The following is a 17,845-nucleotide window of genomic DNA, read 5'->3' as shown; positions in this document are numbered from 1 at the left end:
GAGAAACAATGCCCAGCAAGACTGTCACCGTCGGTTCCGCGATCGGCCTGCACGCCCGCCCGGCCGCAATCATCGCCGAGGCCGTGGTCAACGCCGGAGTACCCGTCACCCTGTCCATGGACGGCGGTGAACCCGTCGACGCCGGCTCGGCCCTGATGATCATGACGCTGGGTGCCGGCAAGGGCGCTCAAGTGACCGTGGAATCCGACGACGCTGACACGTTGGCGACGGTGGCGGGGTTGGTGGAACAGGATTTGGACGCGTAAGGCCTACCGCTCGGAATGGCGGGCGATGAGTGCGAGTTCAGCCTCGCCGGCCTGCTCCGGGGTAGAAAACGGGACATTTGTCCCCACGAAGTCCCGAGCCTCACGGAAGTCCATGCCCTGCTCAACGAGCATGTTCACCGTGCCGACGTGCAGCACCGCTGTCGCACGTTTGGCGGCCACCCCGGCCACGAACCGGATTTCGTCGGCCAGCTGCGCCTCGGTCAGCGTGGTCACCTTTGGATCCAGGTCGACCTGCGCAACCGAGCCGTTGAGGTAGGCCGTGACAGAGACGGTGCCCGGCGGGTTCACTACCTGGACCACCGGAATCTGCTCTTCGTCTACGGGCTCATCTTCGCCATCGATCGCGCCGAAGCCGTCGTCCGCCACTTCCTCGACTTCGCGGCCGGAGTAGTCGTAGACCGCGTCCAGGCCGCCACCGTCATCGCTGCCAAGGTCCACCTCGTGCGCTGGGTAGTCCTGTAGGGCGCCGAGTCCTGAGGCATCGTCGAATACCGGGGTACCGATGTCGAGCGCGTCAAGGCCGTCGTTGTCGTCAGCGTCGTCCCAGTCGTCCGAACCGTGAGGCGTCATGCGTCAGTGATATCCCATTGCATTCCGCCGGTCGACAGTCGGTCATTGACATCCCCGCCTTGCCGGGTGCAACACTCGCTGCGGGCACAAAGCGTTATCAGCCTCACCTGGGCACCCTTATGATTGCCTGCGTGCAAATAGCCGGACGGCTTGAAGTGAGAAGATGCGTTGTCGAGCAGGCTGAGATTTGTTTGCTGAATGTGCATCAGCACACTGCAGGCATGTCCGATGTGATTGGGGGAGTGTGACGCGTGCAGCGCTTAGCCGTGATGCTGCTGGCAGTTCTGTTGGCCCTATTCAGTGCGCCGCCAGCGTTCGCGATCGATCCGCCGGCGATCGACGCCGCGGCCGTTCCACCTGATGAAACCGGCCCCGATCAGCCGACCGAGCAGCGCAAGATCTGCGCGGCGCCGACGGTCATGCCGAATTCGAACTTCGCTGACAAACCTTGGGCGGCCGACTACCTGAAGCTGGCCGAGGCGCAGAAGTTCGCAACCGGCGCTGGCGTAACTGTCGCGGTGATCGACACCGGGGTCAACGGTTCACCCCGGGTTCCGGCCGAGCCAGGCGGCGACTTCGTCGACGCCGCCGGCAACGGAATGTCCGACTGCGACGCCCACGGGACCCTGACCGCGTCGATCATCGCCGGACGCCCGTCCCCCACTGACGGATTCGTCGGTGTGGCCCCCGATGCGCGACTGATTTCGCTGCGGCAGACGTCGGTCGCGTTCCAGCCCAAGGGTTCGCGTCAGGATCCCAACGACCCCAACAGCACCCAGACCGCGGGTTCGATCCGCAGTTTGGCCCGCTCCGTGGTGCATGCGGCCAACCTGGGCGCGCAGGTGATCAACATCAGTGAGGCGGCCTGCTACAAGGTGACCCGCCGGATCGACGAGACCAGCCTGGGCGCCGCCATCAACTACGCGGTGAACGTCAAGGGCGCGGTGATCGTGGTGGCCGCCGGAAACACCGGCCAGGACTGCACCCAGAACCCGCCGCCGGATCAATCGCTGCCGGCCGATGCCCGCGGCTGGAAGGGCGTTCAGACGATCGTCAGCCCGGCCTGGTACGACCCGCTGGTACTCACCGTCGGCAGCGTCGGCCAGAACGGTCAGCCGAGCAACTTCTCGATGTCGGGCCCGTGGTTGGGCGCGGCGGCTCCCGGCGAGAACCTCACCGCGCTCGGCTACGAGGGCCAGCCCATCAACGCCACCCCCGGCGAGGACGGCCCGGTGCCGCTGAACGGCACGTCGTTCTCGGCCGCTTTCGTCTCCGGTCTGGCAGCGCTGGTCAAGCAGCGCTTCCCGGATCTGACCCCGGCCCAGGTCATCAATCGGATCACCGCCACCGCCCGCCATCCCGGCGGCGGCGTCGACAACTATGTCGGTGCCGGCGTGGTCGATCCAGTGGCCGCCCTGACGTGGGAGGTTCCCGAGGGTCCGGCCAAGGCGCCGTTCCGCGTCAAGGAAGTTCCGCCGCCGGTGTACATCCCGCCGCCAGACCGTGGCCCGATCACCGGTGTCGTGGTCGCCGGAGCCGCGCTGGCACTGATCCTCGGGATCGCTGCGATGACCCGACGCGCGTTGCGGCGGCGCCAGTGAATTTCCTGCGGCAGCATTTCGGTTTCCGATTCACCACGGGCCATGCCATCTGGGCGGCCACGCTGATCCCGGCATGCATCGCGGTGTGCCTGCACTTCAAGCTGCTGTGGCTCGGAATTACGCTGTCGGTGCTGATCGCGATCTTCTCGGTGCTCACCATCCGCGGGTACCGGCTCACCGGCTGGGTCAGAGCGATCTTTTCGTGGCGGCGGCGCCACCGCAGCACCCCCGATGTACCCTCGGAGCCTGCCGTCGGGGCCACCGTCATGCCGGGGGATCACGTCGCCGTGCGCTGGCAGGGTAACTACCTGGTCGCGGTAATCGAGTTGATACCAAGGGCTTTCACCCCGACGGTGATCGTCAACGGCGGTGCCGTCTCCGACGACACCGTCAGCACCAAGCTGGTCGAGAAGCTTTTGGCGGCGTACTGCCCCGACCTGGAGGCCGACATCGTCTCCGCCGGCTATCGGGTCGGTAAGACCGCTCCCGCGAGCCTGGTCGCCCTCTACGAGCAGGTGGTGGGCCCGTACCCGGCACCGGCCAACCGGCGGACCTGGATTGTGGTCCGGGCCAACCCGGAGGAGACCCGGCGCTCGGCCCAACGACGCGACAGCGGAGTGTCCGGCCTGGCCCGGTACCTGGTGGCCTCGGCCACCCGTATCGCAGACCAGTTGGCCAGCAACGGGATTGACGCGCAGTGCTCGCGCAGCTTCGACGATTTCGATAAGGCCACCGAGATCTCCTTCGAAAAGGAGACCTGGTCGGTGATCAAGGGCCGCAGCACCTTTACCGCGGCCTATAACGCTCCCGGCGGCCCGGACGTCTGGTGGTCGGCGCGGGCCGACCACACCACCACCTGCGTGCGGGTCCGTCCCGGGGCGGCACCGACGTCAACGGTGTTGTTGACGACGTTGTCCAATCCGACTACGCCGCGAGGGTTTTCCTGCCTGTACGGCGGCCAGCGGGCGGCCCTTCAGGGCCTCACGCCGGTCACCGACAAGCACTACGACCTGCCGATCGGCTCTGCCGGGGTGCTCGTCGGTGAGACGTCGGACCGCTACCCGGTGTACATGCCGTTCGACAACGTCGACGTCAGCATCAACCTCGGCGACGCCCGACTGTTCACCCAGTTCGTCATCCGCTCCGCCGCATCCGGCGCCGTGGTGACCCTCGGGCCGCAGTTCCGCGAGTTCGCCACGATGATCAACGGGCGCGTCGGTCGGGTGCCGCGCGTCGCGTGGCCGAACGCCACGACCTACCTGGGCCCGCATCAGGGCGTCGGCCGAGTGATCATGCGGCCCAACTTCATTGACACACCACGACACCGGCAGCTGCCGATCACGTTGATCAATCCGCGTGAAGAGAGCCGCTACCAGATGGCGCTGGAGCAATGACATCAAGCTTCCTGGGAGAGGGGTCCCAGAAAGGTCGGGAGGAAAAGTCATGACAGAGGAGATGCATCCGCAGGTCGCTGCGGTCCTGCGCCAAGCCCAGCAGTTGCAGTCACTCATGGATGACCAGCTGCACAAGATGAACACCGAAACGTTCACGGCGGCAGACGAAGCCAAGAGTGTCGAAGTCACCCTCAACGGTCATCATCATCTGATAGACGTGTACATCAAGGACGGATTGCTGCGGTTGGGCGCCCAGGCCGTCGAGCAGCGCCTCAACGAAGCGATCCGAAAGGCAACAGGCGCCGCGACCGCCTCCATCACAGCAGACCGGGAACGGCTCGATGCGATGGTCGCAGAGTTGACCGCCGACGGGTCACAACCAGGCTGAGGTCCACGGAGTCGTCGTAGAAGTCAGCCCACACATCCGCGGGCGCAGAGGAGAGATATGGAGAATTTCGCCAGACGATTTGGCATAACACTCGGCGCCATTCTGGCGGCGATATGCGGCATCTGGGCATTCATCGCGATCAAACACTTGAACTTCATTACCGCGGTGATCGCGGTTGGGCTAACGGTCACCTGGCTGTTTGTGGCCACCCAGTTGGCGGCCTCGAAAACCGCTGTGATCCAAGCCGCGTTCGATGAATCGGGGATGCTATTACGCCCGGATAGTCGCATAGAGGCGACCCAGCGGAGATCGTACGCCGCCCTGGCACTGTCAGGGTTGTCGATGTTCATTGCATGGATAACCGGCTGGCTCTACCTACCACTACCCGATGGAGTGGGCCAAGTCTTCCCCATCGCCTTCGGCGCCACTGGCCTCGTTGCGGGATGGTTCTGGTTTGTTTTCAAGCGCCAGGGGGGTACTAGCTACCTGCTACTCACTCCCGAGGAGTTCGAGTTTCCCAATCTCGGTTCATTGAACTCAGGAAAGTGGGACGACATTGCCTCGGTGACCGACGAGCTCCCCACCGAGGAACGCTTCTGGACCCCCATGGTGATCACCATGCAGGACGGTTCGATACTCGCGATGGACTCGCCGGGCAGCTACACCCCCAAGGGCACTGCCCTCATCGAATTGGTGCGGTTCTATTGGCGCCACCCCGAGCAACGAAACGAGCTCACCGACGGACGCGCGCTGGACCGGATTCACGAAATGGAACCACAGCGCAGTCCCCGCACCAAGCCCTGACCGATACTAGCTTTGTGCTCGGTACACAATTTTGATGCGCTCGAGGCACAAATGACGGTGTTAGGGTCATCGGAGCCAACCCATCGATCACCGAGCTGGGGCACAGCCCACGGCATCATCCGAAACGGAATAATTCATGGGCACCTTCAATGTTCTGAATGCGCTGTACATGGACAGCAATTACCTTTACGGCACCGCGGACCACGCCAACGGAATGAAATCCAGCGTCCCATGGGGAATGGCCGGCGTTGCCAGCGATTTCACCGGGATGATGCAGACTGTTGCATCCTTCGGTCCGGCCAAATTTGCAGCCGCTGCAAGTACGCCGATCATCAACGGCGGTCTGATCATGCTGACCGTGGCCAGCAACACGCTCGGATTTGGCCGACCGGAGGATGGTGAACGGTTCCGTCGAGGCGCCGAAGATTTCGGCGACACTTTCCTAAGACTGTATGCCGCAACTTCTCCGCCGGATTGGGAGGGTGAAGCGTCCGACGCTTACGGCGCCAGAAATAGTGAGCAGCAAGAGCGGGCAGCCAAGATGGCCGAGTACGACACCGCAATCAAAAAGGTGCTAGCCACAGAGGCCGGACAGGTCGAAAGCGCACGCGATTTTGTCTCGAAACGCCAGACAGCGCTCGCCCTATGCGTTCCAGCGGCTATTTTCATGAAGTTCATGGGACCGGGCGGACCAGCCGCATCCTTGGCTTTCGAAGCAGCCTCAGTGATGGCGACGGTGCCGCTCGCAATGGATCGAGTGGAGAACACGGTCTACCAAGCGAAAGAGAATGCTGCCCAAATTGACAAGGTCACGCACGACTACGACGCATTGACATCAACGGCAGAAATACCCGGCGGCGGTTTTGGCCCCGCACCGAGATAATTTCATCCCTGCGTTCCGACACAAGTAAGGCATCGCTATGACACAGCCTGATCTGAAAGTCTCCGACGATATCCGCTCCAAGGGCGATGTTCACGACCGGGTGGCGGACAGAATTGAAAAGGCCAAGTCGGCACCCGACGGGGCATCAGCCCATGTCTTCCAAAGCCACGGCCTGGTGTGCTCCGCAACCGCGATTGCACTGCAGTCGGCAGAAGCTTCACGCCGCGAAGCAGCTGGAAAGATGCACCTGATTTCGACTGACCTCGCCGTCAAGCTCAGGGCGGCGGCCACCGACTACCACGGCACCGACCAGCACGAGGCGGGCAATCTCAACGGCCAGATGCACCCCCGTTAAGCCGGATTCGCCTCGTTGCCAAGAACTTCCGCACAGCGTTGGTCAGGCGCACCTCATGCATAGAACATGTCGATACCAGGTCCGCCACATCGCGTTCACGGCGCGCGTCCCCCTCACCGTACAAACCACGCGCTAGTTCGCGCGTAATGGTTGGAATCAACGAAACCATTTAGGAACAAGAAATCGCCGACTGGTGCCGTCGGCGATTTCTTGGGCTATCGCGGGGGTCCAGCCCGTCGCCCTTCCCGCCGTGTGCGGGTCCGGATAAATAACCCGCGAGCCCGCACACGGGGCCACAGCGACTGGCGGTGGCGCTACTTCTTGGTGTCCTTCGCATCCGGGCGGGCACGACGGCCAATAACCGCCTCGGTGTACGCACGGTCTTCCTTGTAGAGGTCCTCGTCCTCGGACAGGTTGGGGTTGCGGCGCTTCTCCTTGCCCTGGCCCTGGCCGTGGCCGCCGCCCATACCACCCATACCGCCACCCATACCGCCGGCACCGGCACCGCCCGGCGCGCCGGGGACTCCGCCGCCACCGCCTCGGGCGCCAGCCGGGGAAGCCGCAACGGTTTCAGCTCCAACGGCAGGGCCGAGAGGCCCGGCGGGCATACCGCCGCCACCGCCACCCATACCGCCACCACCGGCGCCGGCGCTGGCCGGCTTGAGGCTGGGTTCACCGAGGCCCGGCATCTCCGGCATGCCGTCGGTTCCCTTCGGAAGGCCACTAGGCATTCCCCCGGAAGGTGCGCCACCGCCCGACGGGGAGCCACCGCTCGGTGAGCCGCCACCACTGGGAGAACCCCCACCCGACCCCTGGTCGGCGGACGGATCAGCGCTGGCAGGCGACATTGACGGCGTTTCAGGCATCTTGGGCGTTTCAGGCATCTCGGGAGCACCACCAGGGCTTCCACCAGGGCTTCCACCGGGGCTGCCGCCTGGGCTTCCAGGCGTGCCGGTGTCCGGGACCGCCACGGGTGCCTCACCATCACCTACCGCCGGAAGCTCCTTGTTGATCGTTGGGGGATAACGCGGCGCAATCTCCGTCAGATACACGTTCGCGTAGTGGTCTAATGCGTCGTTGGATTCCCTCTGCAGCCTGTCCCATTCGTCGCCACGGGTTTTCGCATCCTTCCAGCTATTTTCCCGGTCCTTTTGGCGGAAAAGGTTTACGTCTTCCATTGTGGGATGCTCGGAGACAAGCTTGTCATGCGCGTCAACGAATGTGGTGGCCTCGTGGCTCAGCTTGCCGCATTCAGCGCTCATTTCTTTCCACCAAGTGGTCAAGTCTTTCGCGGAGGCGTCGCACGCCTCCGCCGCGGGACCATGCCAACCCTGGACAGTTTTCGCGTAGATATCGCCGTGCATCGCCACGACAGGAACGTACTTGTCCCACTGATCTCTAAACCACTTAAGTGAGCCCGCCTGAGGATCGTGACCCTGATGTATTTTCTCCGCGATTATGTCCCAATTGTCATCGTCCTTGGCCCCCTCCTTGAGAAAGACCTCGCCCGAAATCGGCAATGAATCGGGAATCAACGTCCGGTCAGGAATCGCAGTCTCAACCTGTGGCGGTGCAGCACCATCGCTCATCTGGCTGTTCAGCGCTGCCGTTTTCTGCTCTTGGATCGTTTTGTAAGCACCCGCGGCAGCTCGCAGAGCGCCCCCAATCCGGGCTCCCTCTCGCTCCCCAGCCTTCAGGGTCGACGCTAGTCTTACGCTAGACGCCCTGAGTTGGCCCAACAGCTTGCTGGTGATAAGCAGCGCATCCGGCGGATCCGTCCGATCCGGCGGCGACTTGGGCAGAGGCGTTTCGTATTCGCCGGCTGTGCTCTCCAGCCCCTCCGTCGTGTACCGCAATTGATCGCCCGACCCAGGTACACCCATTTCAAACCATCCTCTCTACGTCCGCGAGGCCAACGTTGATGGCCACCGAAACGCGCAGCAAACGAAGCTAGCTCGTCTATGAACGGCCTGCTCATGTTTCCCGCGCGCCTTTTTATGTCCCGGAGGCAATCCTAATTGCGGGCCACATGTGCAGATTCCGCTAATTCTTTCCTGTCATCCCGTTGGTTGTTACGAATCCTGGTTACTCGGCGCCGTTTCCTGCTCCACGAGGGCGTCGGCAATCAGTTGTCCAACGTGCTGCCAATACACGAAGTCACTGACGAACCGGCGTTGATCTTCGGCCTGTGTCGCAATGTGGGCAGCATAAATCGCCTGTTCCTGAGCATGCACGGCGTACTCCAAAAGTGCCTGCAGATGTTGTTCATTCTTCTTGGCAGAACGGCTCATCAACGGTTCCCACACCTTGTACCACAACGTGGTCCGTCGATCCTCGGGTTGCGCAGTATCAACCGGTGCCGGTGGCAGCACGTTCACTAGATCCCCATCGCTGATCCGCATCAGTTGGGACCCCGCCTGCGGAGCAATCACCTGCAGACGATCGCGACCAACCATCTTGCCGCTCGAAGGGATGTCCTCGGGGGCCAGCACTTCATGGTGCACACCAGCATCGGAGTTCTTGAGCTGGTCCTCGGTCGCGATCACTGCTCGCAGTTCCGTGCCGTGGTGGTGGGCCCAACGGTGCAGTGCCGCGACCGGTTGAGTTACGCAACTCGCACGCTCCGCCGGCGACATCGACTCATCCGCCGAAGCCATCTTGACCTGCTCAGGCAGCCGAACGTGCTCAGGGATGTACGCCAACCCGTAGTTATTGGCCACCACGATACTGCCGTCCACGGTGACGGCAGTCACCCAGAAGAACTTGTAATCAGCGGGACTGACCATATCGGGGGCATTGAGCGCAGCCGCAATCCTGCGTGCCAACACCAACGGATCCGAGCCTGACCGCTTGGCCGCATTCTGGGCAGCATCTCGCTCGGCCCGCGCAGCCGATACCGGAATGGGCGCCACCTGCGCACCGCCAGCGATATTGGCCGGCTGGGCCGGGGGCGGTGCGACTGCGGGCGGCGGCGCCACTGGCGCGGCCGGAGGTGCGGTCGGCGGAGGTCCGAGCGGCATCGACGGCATTCCGCCACCCATGCCCATCGAACCGCCCGCCGGAGGCCCCTGCACCGGTGCCGCAGGGGCCTGCGCGCCACTCAGTGAAGTCGGCGCCGCATGGGTACTCGCTGGTGCCATCGCATCGCTTGCCGGAACCGTGGGGGCCGGCGCCAAAGGCGGTGCGCCAGTAGAAGCGGCATGAACCGGTGTCCCTGCCGAATCCGCGAACCCCTTCGAGAAGGCCTGCAACGGATCTGTCGGTGCCCCACCGACTGGTGCTTGGCCTGCTGCCGGCGACGCGCTCGCAGCTTGTTCCGCGCCACTGCCACCTAAGCCACCGCTCAACGGGCTAGGGGCACCTGAAGCGCCAGTGGCTCCGGTACCCGCGCCTGACAGGTTGGGCGCACCACCTGATGGCGCTGAAGGGGTAGGCGGCGGAGAGGTCAAGGGTGACGACGGTGGTGTGGGTGCGGCCTTGCCTGGATTAACAGGTTGTGTTGGCGGCTGGACCACCGGAACGCCTACAGGCGTTTCACCCTTAGGAGCGTTGCTGAACAAACCCGTGTCGATCTCGGGTACAGCCGCCGACTCGGCACCTTCCGCGGGAGCTTCGGGAGGGTTAGGCACCCCGCCCTTGGGTGTGTTGCCGAACAGACCTGCGTCGATCTCGGGTACGGCCGACTCGGCACCTTCCGCGGGAGGACTAGCGAATCCACCCTTAGAACCACCGCTGAACGACGTATTGCTGAACAGCAATGCTGGCTTATCTTTCGAACCCGCGTTACCGCCTTCGCCTTCGGCGGCATGGCCGTCAGCATCTTCCTTGATTTGGAATTCCTCTTTGCCGTATTTCGGCGGGTCAGGAGAAACACCATCTTTACCCAGGGCGGTGTCAGCGCCCCATTGAACAATTGACTTGTTCAGCTCATAGGCCTTGTCTTGGATTTTGCCGACAGCCCCGTCGGTGTTCTCACCCTTCGCGGCGGAAACCGTATCGTCAATGACCTCAACCGCTGTTTCGACGGTATTGACGATCGCGTCCTTCACTCTGCCAATTAGCCCTAGAGCTTCTCCGCACCATCCTGTGGCCTTGGTGAGTTGCTGCTCATGGGCCTCCATAGCCTTTGTGTGGGTGTCGACCTTGATATTCGCGGCAGTTGCAGAGACGCCGGCCCACGTGTTCTCACTCTTGAGATACGACTGACCAGATTGCCAACCTTCCTTAGCTCCAGTCAGCTCTCTATGTATGCCACCCAAAGCGGTCTGACGGTTGCTGAATACTGACTCATCCGTCTCCGGCCACGCCCCAGCTCCTACCATCTTGTCGCGATAACCGCCGGAAGGCTTCTTCGGTCCTTCGGTACCCATCATGATGGTGACTTACATGCCCAGTTTACCAATCGCACGAGATTGGTCGCAGTTAGTTCCAAATAGGCGTCAGCGGCGGTATAGCCAGGGAGCGCAATAACAAATGCGCGCCGATACTGCGCTGCCAAAATAGCTATATCTTCCAGCTCCGGATTGCCGCTTTGTCGACCTAAACGCTCTATTTCATCCGCGCTCGCCGTCATGATCGGGGCCACGGCATCGTTTACCGACTTCTGCTCCGGGCTCCATTCTTTGGCCGGTATGTTTTTATCAATCGATCTCCATGATTTCGTGTCATCATCAAATTTCGAAACTAGCGCGTCCCAATCGCTACATGTCGGGTTGGACTCTGCGAGGAATCTCGCGGGCGCGGAGGCCTCTTGGGGCGCGGCAACTTTCGTAGGTCCAGGCACTGCCTCTACCAGTGGGGCGACTGCCTGCGCAGAACGGTATCGAATTGCTGCACAAATATTCACCAGGCCACTACCGGCGCCGTTCGACGCTGCCACCAGATTATCGTCGTCAGCCGTATAGGATTGAATACGTTCAACAAATGCTCGCGTGTATGCAATAAACTGCCCGTACAGTGCGCGCATTACCCGGTGCGGCGTCTTCTTAACCAAATTTGCGGTTTGATCACCCGCCTCGGTCATCGCTTTTCCGACGCTTTCGTACATGCCGCGCTGTTCTGACGTCCATGAACTCGCGGGGATGTTGAAATCCCGATCGTCCCAGTTAACAGACTTGGCCGCTGACGCGTATTCATTGGCGATGCTATTCCACGCATCACAGGTGGGATCATCGGTGATGATGCCGGCAGGTCCGGTGTCGTCGGCGCTCGCAAATACGGATTTGGAGCCCTCGGGCCCGGCATTCGACGGACCATTTCCGCCACTATCGGGCTTGACGACGAGCACCGTGATGACGACGGCCAATGCGATCGCCAGCACCAGAGCAAGTCCGCCGAGGATCCATTTGGTTTTTCGGCCACCGTTGGGCGGCGGCGGGGGGCCGCCAGCCCACTGTTGTTGCGGACCCCACGGCGGCGGACCACCCGGCGGCGGGCCGGCCTGGCCACCGGGCTGCTGCCACGGTTGCGGCGCACCACCGCCAGGCTGACCGCCACCACCCATCGGCGGTTGCTGCCCAAACGAACCCGGCGGGGGAGGCAAACTCATTGGCACACCTTTGACTCAGTCACGGATACGGTCACAACACAATCGCAGGATCAGAGGGTGCTCGTCGCGGTCCGGCCGCGACTGGCGGTGACGCAGCGTCCGGCGTCGGCGTACCGGGTACAGGGGCGGGTTGCGCCGCGGGCGGCGAAGACACGGGCGCGTGTTCGGAGGGCCCGGAAGCTGCGGCGCCGTCGTCGCGTTCAGCTTCTTCTTCGCGTTTCTGGCGCTCGGCCTCGTCTTTGTCGCGCGCTTCCTTTTCTTCGCGTTCTTCACGCTCGGTTGCCTTGTCGGCCTCCGTCGACCCGCCGCCAGGCTTGCCCGCCGCGGCGTCGGCGCCTTGGCCCATTCCGCCGGTCATCTGGCCGATCTGCTGCACACCCTGCATGACTGCCTGCGGTATCTGGCCGGCCATCTGAGCCATCTGCATCGGAACTTGGGCGGTCATCTGTGCCATCTGCATCGGCATCTGCATCATCTGCTGCAGCTGCTGCAATCCCTCTGCGCCACCACCGGCACCGGATCCGCTGGCTGTGCCCGCAGCACCGCCCAGCCCCGTCGCCTGTACCTGCTCGGCGATCTGCTGATCGGTCTGCTCATATTTGTCGGCGGCAGTCTGAATATTCCGGGCCGTGGCCTGCGCGTCAGCCTTGGTTCGGCCGACACCATCGATGAACGGCGCCTCGACCTGCTGCGTCCGGGTTGCCAACGCTTCGGACATCGGATCCGTGCCCTGTGCGGTAAATCGGTCCGGCGGCGCGGGAATCGCGCCAGCACTGGATTCCATCGATGCGCCCTGCGTCCGCACCTCAGTCGGATTGACCTTCAATCCACTCATCGGCATCCCCAATCGCCCGGTACACCAACCGCATCCGACAGCAGGCCGGCATTCTCATCACGGCCAGCGACCGCTACCACCGACAACGAGGCGGCGTGCACGTCACGCTTTGAAATCGAGCGGGGCTCAGCGCTGATCTTGCGGTGTCCTGGTGACGACCCTCGGCCGATCAACTCGCCAAACTCCCCCGCAGCGCGCGAACCCCGGCTCACCAGCCCAGACACGCCCATAATGTGGTCCCCTCCACCAAATAGCTCAGCAAAAGACTACCTGAGGTGCGAGTACCCCGAATACGCAAAATCTGGGTCGCCCGCCTCTGCGGCCAGAGGTCGCGATGCTCGCCCGGCGACCCGAAATCTGCACCGCATCGGTGTTCACACCATCAGCCCGTGCCACAAACTTCAGAGACGAAACCACGACAACGTCCAGTTCGGGTTCACGATCGCTACTGCGCGCGATCCCGCTACCCCATCGGCTTGTCGTCAACCTTGACATCGAACTTGACGTTTTCCCCGTCAACCGAGGTGGCGGTGACCGTCACCCCATACTTCGTGCTGCCGCCAGCGGTCAGCACGCATTTCTGAGTGGCGTCGACCTTGGCCGGCAGGGTGCCATCGCACACCACCGAATCCGCCTTCTCCCCGACCTGGGCTTCCAACTTCTCCTTGACCGTCTTTGCCAACTGCTCTTTGCCGATCCCCGCGCTAGTGCCAGCTTCGATGTGAGCCGAACATGCTCCGAGTACACCTGCCGCGACCACGAATGCTGCAGCAATACCCACGCGCATGTTTGACGTCATTTTCATTCTGATTCGCTCCCCCGGAGTCATTCGCCGGTTCCGCACCGCCGCGGGACCTATTGGCCAGCAGCCTAACCCGAGATCACACAACGCAAGCGCGGAAATTCAGGACAACGGCTGCCCCGAAAACGCCCGTTACGTCACCGAATTCGCGCCAATCAACCTCAGCTGACGAACAGCTCCGCCGGTGCAGGGTATTCCTGGGCCCACTCGGCCCGCTCCGGCGCGGTAGGCCCCACCGCGCTGGTCACCAAATCCCAACCGCCGCTTTGATTTGACCGGAACAGTCCTTCACAGCGTTTCGAGGCGCCACCGTTTGCCGCCACGTCGGCCATCGGAGTTCCGGCCTGGTCGAACGGGCTCCCGTCGGGGTCCTTGAACTAGGCACACAAGAACGCCCAGCCGTTCGACGCATTGACGGTCTGCACCACAAATTGAGCGGGCTTACCCAGTTGGCCATTGTCAGTGGCCGCAGCCTCCAGAATGGCCTCGCCCTGAGGCGAACTCTGAATTCCGTCGTGTAATTGCGTAATTGCTGAGCCGCCGGCGACGGGTCATCATGGCCCGACGGTACCGCTGCCGGCGCCAACCGAACCGAGATCCGCTCTGGTAGGTGGTGGCGTCGGCTGCTAAAGCCCGTCGGCCCCTAAACCTCAGTGCAACCGCAGGTTTCGCAGCAGGTCGTACACGCCGGCGATCCACAGCAGCAGTGGAATCACCGCGGCGATGGCGGCTCCATCGGTCAGCTCCAGAATCCGCTTGGTCACCGGTGACACCCGGCGCACGCCGTCGGTGGCCCCCACCGCGATCACCGCGACCAGACCCACCGCGGTGTAGATCGCCAGCACCAACCAGGCGCTACCCGGATTCCACAGGCACAGGCGCACCATCACGCCGGTCGGCACCGCGATCGCCGCCGCGAGCAGTGCCCAGGAGCACCACCGCTCGGCATAAAGCCGCGATCGGAAGCCACAGATCACGGCCACCAGTAAGGCCACGATCATGCTGTGCACGAAGAAATGCCCCTGCACCACAACCGCAATGGCACCCACCGACAGCACCAGCGCGCCGGCCGAGAGGAATCCGATCAACAGTTGACTGGTCAGCTGGCTGCGCTCTTGCAGCCGTGCAGCCGATTCCGGCACCGAAGCGATGATCGCCTTCCACGTGGGTGAAGCGTCGTCGACCTCGTCCGGCGTGACGACCGGGTCGAGCAGCTCGTCGTTGGACACCGACTCACCGGGCGCCGGAATCGGTGGCAGGGCGATACGGGCAACGGCGACAGTGAGTTTGGCGGCATTGGTCACCACGATCAATCCGAACGCGATGGCACCGGCCGGCACCCAGCTGGCTCCGCCGTACCCGACCGTGATCGCCGCGCCGGTGATCGCAATCGCCAAGATCGCGACGAATGAAGCCGCATCGGCGCGACGGCGCGGCCCACCGCGGGTTGCCAACGTCACCAAAAGCACCACCGCGCCTGCACCGGCGAGTTGTGGCGCACCAAGGGAATCCGCGTCATAGGGCAACGGCACGGCCAGCGCTGCGGCACCGCCCAACACGATCGTAGCGGCCAGTAGCAGGCTCTCGGCCAGATCCAGGTTCTCGTAACGGCTCTGGGCAGCGAAGCTGCCGCCGAGCAGGCCCAGGCCGAACAACCCCAGCGCCACCGCCCACCACCAGCCCTGGCCGGCGCCACTCGAGGACACCAACGACATCGCGGTGATTGCCGCGGCCACCACCGGGATCGCCACGCCGACAAAGCGATTCAATGCGGTGCGGTCGAACACCGGTGATTCGTCGAGCACGGCGATCGCGTCGATCACGTCCTCGACCAGCGGGCGATACCGCTCGGTACGGCTGACCGAAACGAGCGTCAGCAATGATCCGTCGACCACTCCGGCATCATCCAGAGATTCGTCGGCCTTCAACGGCGGCGCGCCCGGGCGGGCGAACGCCCACATGCCCTGCTCGGAGAAGTCGAAACCCGCGAGGGTGTCCTTCGGCGTATCCTCGAGCAAATCGCCCAGCACACTGACGGTTTCGTCGATATAGGTCTCGATGGGCGCGGCGGCCGGCAGCACCAGATCCGTCATCCGTTTACCGGTGAGGATCGTGACCCTGGTGGTGGACGGCTTGTTCGGCGTCGAGCTCGATGTATCAGCGGTTGCTGCTGTCGCGGTCAACGGCGTTCAAGCCTGTCGAAATCGTCGGACAGGGCAGCGGCCAGCTCGGTGATACGGCGCTGGTAAGTGTCACTGAGCAACTCGAGTTGAATCTCGGTGCCCGCGGCGATGTGCTTGTCGTACGGCAGCACGATGACACGACCCGGGGGTACGTGGCGCTCGAACTGCTGCACCAGATCCTCGATGTCGACGTTGGGCTTACCCGGCGTGACGTGGTTGATGACGACGCAGGACCGGCCGAGCAGATCCTGATATCCGTTCTGGCGCAGCCAGTCCATCGTGATGGCGGCCTGCCGGGCCCCGTCGATCGAGGCGCTGGCCACGATGACCATGCCCGACACGGTGGACAACACACCGCGGGAGGCCTTCTGGAACAGGCCGGCGCCGCAGTCGGCGAGAACCAAGTTGTAGTAGCGCGACACCACGGAGGTGGCGCCCTTCCAGTCGTCGTCGTTGAACTCGCGCTGCGCGCCGCTGTAGTCCTCGGAGGACAGCACTTCGAGGTTGGACCCGTTCATGCTCGTGTAGGCGCGAATGTCGTTGTAACGCGACAGTTCCTGGTCGGCCAGCAGATCGTTGATCGTCGCCGCGGACTGCCGTCCGGCACGGTCGGCCAGATTGCCGCCGTCGGGGTCGGCGTCGATCGCCAGGATGCGGTCACCGCGGACCTTGGCCATCGCCGACCCGAGTGCAACCGTAACTGCGGTCTTGCCGACGCCGCCCTTCAGACCGAACACACCGATCTGGTACGAGTCACGGGCATTGCGCCGAATTCGGCCGTGCAATTCAAGTTCATAGATCTCATCGGGCGACAGGCCGAGGTTGATCCGCGTCGTGAGATACAGCCAGTGCCGCCATCCGCGCTGGGACGGAGCCTTCACCCCGGTCTTGACCCCGACGTGCGACAACGCGTCGATCGCGCGGTGGTTGCCCATCGTGGCGGCCGAGGTGGGGCCGGGCGCGGCTGGGGTCGGGATGGCCTGCCCCGCTCGCCACTGGCCACTGACCTCGGGATCGAGATCGGCGAACTGCGACGGCGCCGGGCCGGGCGCGACGCGCGGGGCCGGACCGGGCATGGCGCGGGCCTGCTCGTGCCGTGCGCCCTGGCCGAACTGCTGCTGCTGCGGGGCCCGCAGCATCGAGTTCTGCGGCCACTGCGGCGCGCTCGCCGGCGGCGGCGGCATCGGCGCAGGCATCTGCGGAGTGGTCTCCGCATGCCGCGGCTGCGCGGCGGCCTGAGTTTGGGTTGCCGCCGTGGGGGCCACGGGAAGGTCCGTGGAACTGGTTTCCCCGACCGGGACCGGCGGTGGCGGCGCGGCCGCGGCGGCCTTCAGAATGGCATCTCTGTCCACGATTGCGGTGGCGTCGTCGACCGGTTTACCCGGTTCCGACGAGTGAAAGAGCCGGTCATAGTCGGCCGACATGGGGACCCCTCAGATAGTCAAAACAGATGGTTAGATCTTTACACCCAAGCACAATTGGTGGGCGGGTTCGGGCCATCATCAGATAGTCCGAACACCCGCCCACCAAAGCATGCTTGTTGCCGCGTAGTACTAGGCAAACATCCCCGAGACGCCGGCCTCGGTCTGGGCCATGGTCTGCCCCGCTTCGCTGATGGTCTGCGCGAGGTTCTGCAGCGCCTGGTTCAGCTCGTTGGAGGTGCTGTCCCAACGGGTCTGAACGGCCTGGTAGGCCTCCGAACCCGAGCCGCCCCACGCCGAGGCGAGCGAAGCCAGCGAACCCTTGCCCTCGTCCAGCAGGCCGGCGGTGGTGCCGACGGCGCCCTGGATCTCACTGGCTCCGCCTTCGATGCCTGCGAAGTTCCAAACCTGTTCTGTCATGTCTTGTTTCCTTTTCTTGTGGTCAGCTAGGTCAGATTTGCATCGACGAGGCCAGGTTGCCGGCCTGATCGTCATCGGTGCTGGAGTACTGGGTACCCGAGGTGTGGATGTTGGTCGAGATCTCGTTCAGCTCCTGGATCTGCTTGTCAGCAGCCTCGTGGAACCGCATCAGCGCCGACTGAGCAGCCGTACCGGCCTGACCCTGCATCTGGGCAGCCAAGGTGCCACCGGTCGACTCGACCTGAGCGATGACGCTCTTGAGCTCACCCGAGATGCGCTCGAAATTAGCAGCCTCCTTGGCGAGGACGGCGGCATCTGTATTCATCTGTGCCATGTTGGATTCCCCTTATTTTT

17 protein-coding genes are annotated in these 17,845 nt (G+C 63.5%); 7 read left to right on the top strand and 10 right to left on the bottom strand.

The annotated features are described in order from the left end of the window. Positions 1-8: 8 nt before the first annotated feature. On the top strand, positions 9-266 hold the full coding sequence (locus tag EYZ64_RS00535) for an HPr family phosphocarrier protein (protein ID WP_135451393.1): 258 nt from the start codon (positions 9-11) through the stop codon (positions 264-266). Positions 267-269: 3 nt separating this feature from the next. Here the strand turns inward: EYZ64_RS00535 and EYZ64_RS00530 are convergent, their stop codons facing one another. Continuing rightward, positions 270-857, bottom strand: a complete 588-nt coding sequence (locus tag EYZ64_RS00530) for a hypothetical protein (protein WP_135451392.1) — start codon at positions 855-857, stop codon at positions 270-272. Positions 858-1,108: 251 nt separating this feature from the next. Between EYZ64_RS00530 and mycP the strand changes: the two genes are divergently transcribed. From mycP to EYZ64_RS32270, 6 genes are all read left to right on the top strand, one after another. Then, a complete protein-coding gene (gene mycP / locus EYZ64_RS00525) occupies positions 1,109-2,458 on the top strand; it encodes a type VII secretion-associated serine protease mycosin (RefSeq protein ID WP_135451391.1) in 1,350 nt (449 codons plus the stop codon). Beyond that, on the top strand, positions 2,455-3,852 hold the full coding sequence (eccE, locus tag EYZ64_RS00520) for a type VII secretion protein EccE (RefSeq protein WP_135451390.1): 1,398 nt from the start codon (positions 2,455-2,457) through the stop codon (positions 3,850-3,852). The genes mycP and eccE overlap by 4 nt, the downstream gene beginning before the upstream one ends. Positions 3,853-3,901: 49 nt before the next feature. After that, a complete protein-coding gene (locus tag EYZ64_RS00515; protein WP_135451389.1) occupies positions 3,902-4,240 on the top strand; it encodes a YbaB/EbfC family nucleoid-associated protein in 339 nt (112 codons plus the stop codon). A 57-nt stretch (positions 4,241-4,297) separates the two neighbouring features. Beyond that, positions 4,298-5,044: a hypothetical protein gene (locus EYZ64_RS00510; protein ID WP_135451388.1), complete on the top strand. Its 747-nt coding sequence runs from the start codon at positions 4,298-4,300 to the stop codon at positions 5,042-5,044. A gap of 136 nt (positions 5,045-5,180) precedes the next feature. After that, positions 5,181-5,927, top strand: a complete 747-nt coding sequence (locus EYZ64_RS00505; RefSeq protein WP_286174531.1) for an EspA/EspE family type VII secretion system effector — start codon at positions 5,181-5,183, stop codon at positions 5,925-5,927. Between the two features lie 37 nt (positions 5,928-5,964). Further along, positions 5,965-6,282: an ESX-1 secretion-associated protein gene (locus EYZ64_RS32270; RefSeq protein ID WP_286174530.1), complete on the top strand. Its 318-nt coding sequence runs from the start codon at positions 5,965-5,967 to the stop codon at positions 6,280-6,282. Between the two features lie 314 nt (positions 6,283-6,596). Here the strand turns inward: EYZ64_RS32270 and EYZ64_RS00500 are convergent, their stop codons facing one another. The 9 genes from EYZ64_RS00500 to EYZ64_RS00460 form a co-directional block, all read right to left on the bottom strand. Further along, entirely contained in the window at positions 6,597-8,165 is a 1,569-nt protein-coding gene (locus EYZ64_RS00500) for a PPE domain-containing protein (protein WP_135451387.1), read from the bottom strand. Positions 8,166-8,354: 189 nt separating this feature from the next. Next, a complete protein-coding gene (locus EYZ64_RS00495) occupies positions 8,355-10,655 on the bottom strand; it encodes an EspK C-terminal domain-containing protein (protein WP_135451386.1) in 2,301 nt (766 codons plus the stop codon). Further along, positions 10,652-11,830: an ESX-1 system-associated protein gene (locus EYZ64_RS00490; protein WP_135451385.1), complete on the bottom strand. Its 1,179-nt coding sequence runs from the start codon at positions 11,828-11,830 to the stop codon at positions 10,652-10,654. The genes EYZ64_RS00495 and EYZ64_RS00490 overlap by 4 nt, the downstream gene beginning before the upstream one ends. Before the next feature lie 31 nt (positions 11,831-11,861). Next, positions 11,862-12,677 (bottom strand): hypothetical protein, encoded by an 816-nt coding sequence (locus EYZ64_RS00485; RefSeq protein WP_135451384.1) that lies wholly within the window; start codon positions 12,675-12,677, stop codon positions 11,862-11,864. Between the two features lie 451 nt (positions 12,678-13,128). Further along, positions 13,129-13,464: a DUF4333 domain-containing protein gene (locus tag EYZ64_RS00480; RefSeq protein ID WP_286174529.1), complete on the bottom strand. Its 336-nt coding sequence runs from the start codon at positions 13,462-13,464 to the stop codon at positions 13,129-13,131. A gap of 653 nt (positions 13,465-14,117) precedes the next feature. Further along, complete coding sequence (eccD, locus tag EYZ64_RS00475; protein ID WP_135451383.1) at positions 14,118-15,650, bottom strand: type VII secretion integral membrane protein EccD; 1,533 nt, start codon at positions 15,648-15,650, stop codon at positions 14,118-14,120. Further along, positions 15,647-17,074 carry a MinD/ParA family ATP-binding protein gene (locus EYZ64_RS00470; RefSeq protein ID WP_135451382.1) on the bottom strand — a complete coding sequence of 476 codons (1,428 nt, stop codon included), beginning with the start codon at positions 17,072-17,074 and terminating at the stop codon, positions 15,647-15,649. Before EYZ64_RS00470 ends, eccD begins: the two co-directional genes overlap by 4 nt. Positions 17,075-17,203: 129 nt before the next feature. Further along, complete coding sequence (locus EYZ64_RS00465) at positions 17,204-17,491, bottom strand: WXG100 family type VII secretion target (protein WP_135451381.1); 288 nt, start codon at positions 17,489-17,491, stop codon at positions 17,204-17,206. 31 nt (positions 17,492-17,522) lie between these two features. After that, entirely contained in the window at positions 17,523-17,825 is a 303-nt protein-coding gene (locus EYZ64_RS00460) for a WXG100 family type VII secretion target (RefSeq protein WP_135451380.1), read from the bottom strand. Between the last annotated feature and the right edge of the window lie 20 nt (positions 17,826-17,845).

Origin of the sequence: Mycobacterium sp. DL99 (assembly GCF_004762045.1) — a bacterium.
GTDB lineage: Bacteria > Actinomycetota > Actinomycetes > Mycobacteriales > Mycobacteriaceae > Mycobacterium.
This window is presented reverse-complemented; position numbering and strand designations above follow the sequence as displayed.

Coding starts and splice junctions, on each gene's coding strand:
- EYZ64_RS00535 (WP_135451393.1), top strand. CDS start 9: ATGCCCAGCAAGACTGTCACCGTCGGTTCCGCGATCGGCCTGCACGCC.
- EYZ64_RS00515 (WP_135451389.1), top strand. CDS start 3,902: ATGACAGAGGAGATGCATCCGCAGGTCGCTGCGGTCCTGCGCCAAGCC.
- EYZ64_RS00495 (WP_135451386.1), bottom strand. CDS start 10,655: ATGATGGGTACCGAAGGACCGAAGAAGCCTTCCGGCGGTTATCGCGAC.
- EYZ64_RS00460 (WP_135451380.1), bottom strand. CDS start 17,825: ATGGCACAGATGAATACAGATGCCGCCGTCCTCGCCAAGGAGGCTGCT.
- EYZ64_RS32270 (WP_286174530.1), top strand. CDS start 5,965: ATGACACAGCCTGATCTGAAAGTCTCCGACGATATCCGCTCCAAGGGC.
- EYZ64_RS00490 (WP_135451385.1), bottom strand. CDS start 11,830: ATGAGTTTGCCTCCCCCGCCGGGTTCGTTTGGGCAGCAACCGCCGATG.
- EYZ64_RS00470 (WP_135451382.1), bottom strand. CDS start 17,074: ATGTCGGCCGACTATGACCGGCTCTTTCACTCGTCGGAACCGGGTAAA.
- EYZ64_RS00530 (WP_135451392.1), bottom strand. CDS start 857: ATGACGCCTCACGGTTCGGACGACTGGGACGACGCTGACGACAACGAC.
- EYZ64_RS00510 (WP_135451388.1), top strand. CDS start 4,298: ATGGAGAATTTCGCCAGACGATTTGGCATAACACTCGGCGCCATTCTG.
- EYZ64_RS00505 (WP_286174531.1), top strand. CDS start 5,181: ATGGGCACCTTCAATGTTCTGAATGCGCTGTACATGGACAGCAATTAC.
- EYZ64_RS00465 (WP_135451381.1), bottom strand. CDS start 17,491: ATGACAGAACAGGTTTGGAACTTCGCAGGCATCGAAGGCGGAGCCAGT.
- EYZ64_RS00500 (WP_135451387.1), bottom strand. CDS start 8,165: ATGGGTGTACCTGGGTCGGGCGATCAATTGCGGTACACGACGGAGGGG.
- EYZ64_RS00480 (WP_286174529.1), bottom strand. CDS start 13,464: ATGACGTCAAACATGCGCGTGGGTATTGCTGCAGCATTCGTGGTCGCG.